General features: G+C 56.4%; 3 protein-coding genes. All 3 read left to right on the forward strand.

The window, feature by feature from the left end:
• The first annotated feature begins 165 nt into the window (after positions 1 to 165).
• The 3 genes from K7B09_RS12890 (at position 166) to K7B09_RS12900 (ending at position 2,083) form a co-directional block, all read left to right on the forward strand.
• Positions 166 to 528, forward strand: coding sequence for an ACT domain-containing protein (locus tag K7B09_RS12890; RefSeq protein WP_206202347.1), 363 nt, complete (start codon positions 166 to 168; stop codon positions 526 to 528).
• A gap of 113 nt (positions 529 to 641) precedes the next feature.
• Complete coding sequence (locus K7B09_RS12895; protein WP_223629870.1) at positions 642 to 1,070, forward strand: DUF3592 domain-containing protein; 429 nt, start codon at positions 642 to 644, stop codon at positions 1,068 to 1,070.
• Positions 1,071 to 1,645: 575 nt separating this feature from the next.
• Positions 1,646 to 2,083, forward strand: coding sequence for a T6SS immunity protein Tdi1 domain-containing protein (locus K7B09_RS12900; RefSeq protein ID WP_223629871.1), 438 nt, complete (start codon positions 1,646 to 1,648; stop codon positions 2,081 to 2,083).
• The last annotated feature ends 339 nt before the right edge of the window (positions 2,084 to 2,422 follow it).

Below are 2,422 nucleotides of genomic sequence, written 5' to 3' on the forward strand. Positions count from 1 at the left end.
AAGACGCCAAGCGTTTTCTAGCCGCGTGGCATCAGCTTGAGCAACTGCTGTCATGTCATGGGCCTAACAATTCATTCAAGCCGACGCCGCTTCGCGGCGCGGCTTAATTCAGGCGTTAGGCAGCGAACAGCAGTGATTCGTGACCTTCCACAGTTGCTCGCAAGCATGGAGCCTTCACTCAATCCAGGCACCTATGCGTTTGTCGTTGCGCCCGTTGATTACCAAATTCCACCGGATCAGATCATCGCTTCTGTTCGCGAGCCGGAAGGCCAGTCCCTCGTCATTCCAGAGCAACTCGCACATGAGTGTGGTTTGCCGGTCACTTACTCCGCAGCTTGGATCACGCTCACAGTCCACTCGGACCTTGCCGCTGTTGGCTTGACCGCCGCATTTGCTGGCGCGCTCGGCCAAGCTGGCATCAGCTGCAATGTCATCGCTGGCGTCCATCACGATCATTTGTTCGTGCCCGCTCACCAAGCGCAGCAGGCCATGGCTGTGCTGTTTGACCTGCAAAGAGCCGCTGCCTAACAATTCGTTCAAGCCGAGACCGCTGCGCGGCCTCGGCAAAGTCCCGTAGGATTGTGACTCTGCCGTGGCCGCGCAGCGGTCCGGCTTAACTCAGGTGTTAGGCCACAAAAAGCATGAGCCTTCCGACGTCAATCCTGCTGTTACTACTCTCTGGATCACTCGTGCTGGCTGGACTATCTGCGGCCAGATACGACAAACAACTTGCGGATTCCCTTAAGAGGGCTGATGGGCAAATTGTTAGTTATCGTGACTTTACAACAGGCAATGGACGCAGACAAAGGACTAGCTACTTCCCGCGCGTCCAGTTCATTGCCTCCAATGGCAAGGAGTACACGTTCGAGTCTCGCGTAGCCGAGGGCGGAATGATCTACACCATTGGCCAACACGTCACTGTTCTCTACAGCGAAGCATCCGGCACACCAGCTAAAGACGCCGAAATCGAGGGTGCCGGCTTAAGCATGCCGTATGCAATCTACTATCTAGCCTTCGGTGTTGGCTTGGTCGGCCTGATAGGCGCATTTCGCTCCCGACGGGTGGCCTAACAATTCGTTCAAGCCGACCCCGCTTCGTGGCGGCGCCTGCGTGCTTGCGGTACGCTAGCACTCCGCCGCCGCCACTACGCAGGTCGGCTTAACTCAGGTGTTAGGGCTGCTCATGGGGTTTATCCGCGCGTTGCTCGTCATCCTGGGACTGCCCGCGACAGTCATGGTCTATCTCATGTACTTCGCGTCTCTCTACGAGTTCGCCAAGACGTTGGAGCAGGAGCATCCAAGCCTGTGGAAAAGCGAGTGTGACCGCGCATTGATCCAGCCAAGTAGGTTCAATATTGCGTACAGAGTTCTCTCAAAGCAGCGAAATGGCTCCTACCAAGGGCAAGACCTAGGTCCACGTACTCTCGCGGCATTGCCAGGGCTCAAGAGATTGCTTTACACCGGAGCGAGCATGTTCTTGGTGTTCGTACTTGTAATGCTCACAGACCCGGCCAACTACTAAGGCAAACGCAGCCCTAACAATTCGTTCAAGCCGACACCGCTTCACGGCCACAATCTTTCAAGGTATGTTGCTTGTTCAATTGTGGCCGTGCAGCGGCGCGGCTTAACTCAGGTGTTAGGCGCGCATGGAGCTAATCGCAGTCATTAAGGGCGCATGGGGCTGGACCGGTCTTAAACCGGACCAGATCGTCGGTGACAATGATTTCGGCAACCTGATGATCAAGGATGAGACTGGCCGCTACTGGCGCTTGTGCCCCGAGGACCTGTATTGCAAGGTCGTTGCAAACTCTAGAGCCGAGCTCGATCATCTCTCGCAAGACCAAGATTTCTTACAAGATTGGTACATGACTGAGTTGGTGCAACAAGCCCGGGAGCGCCTCGGCCCGCTCCGGCCTGGCTTCAAATACTGCCTCAAGATCCCCGGCACGCTTGGTGGCGAGTACGGCGGTGATAATCTCGCCACCATCTCGTTCGACGACCTTGTCACGGCCTCAGGTGACATTGCCCAGCAAATTGAGGAGCTACCAGATGGCGCGCAGGTCAAGCTCAGCATCATCGACTAGCGCGCCTAACAATTCATTCAAGCCGACGCCGCTTCGCGGCGCGGCTTAACTCAGGTGTTAGGTTTAGCGCGGAATTTTTTGGAGATGTGCGGGCTTTGCATTGAATTGCGCTTGATAGGTTTACTGTTTGGTTCAAGTGTGCCCTTGCGTACTTGGCCCACAGCGCGCAGGGGACCTGCGCACCGTGGTGGCGGTAGCATTCCGTAGCTTGCTTCGCGTGTGCAGTGGGTCGTCGGGCGCCTACAACCTAACAGTTCGTTCAAGCCGACGCCGCTTCATGGCATCGTGTTATCTTTCGGCGTCCGGCTGCTGTCGCTTCGGTTGCACCTCGTTGCGGCG

The sequence above is a fragment of the Thermomonas beijingensis genome, assembly GCF_020034655.1.
Classification (GTDB): domain Bacteria; phylum Pseudomonadota; class Gammaproteobacteria; order Xanthomonadales; family Xanthomonadaceae; genus Thermomonas; species Thermomonas beijingensis.

Excerpts from the sequence above, each read along its gene's own strand:
- K7B09_RS12900 (WP_223629871.1), top strand. The coding sequence starts at position 1,646 with ATGGAGCTAATCGCAGTCATTAAGGGCGCATGGGGCTGGACCGGTCTT.
- K7B09_RS12890 (WP_206202347.1), top strand. The coding sequence starts at position 166 with ATGGAGCCTTCACTCAATCCAGGCACCTATGCGTTTGTCGTTGCGCCC.
- K7B09_RS12895 (WP_223629870.1), top strand. The coding sequence starts at position 642 with ATGAGCCTTCCGACGTCAATCCTGCTGTTACTACTCTCTGGATCACTC.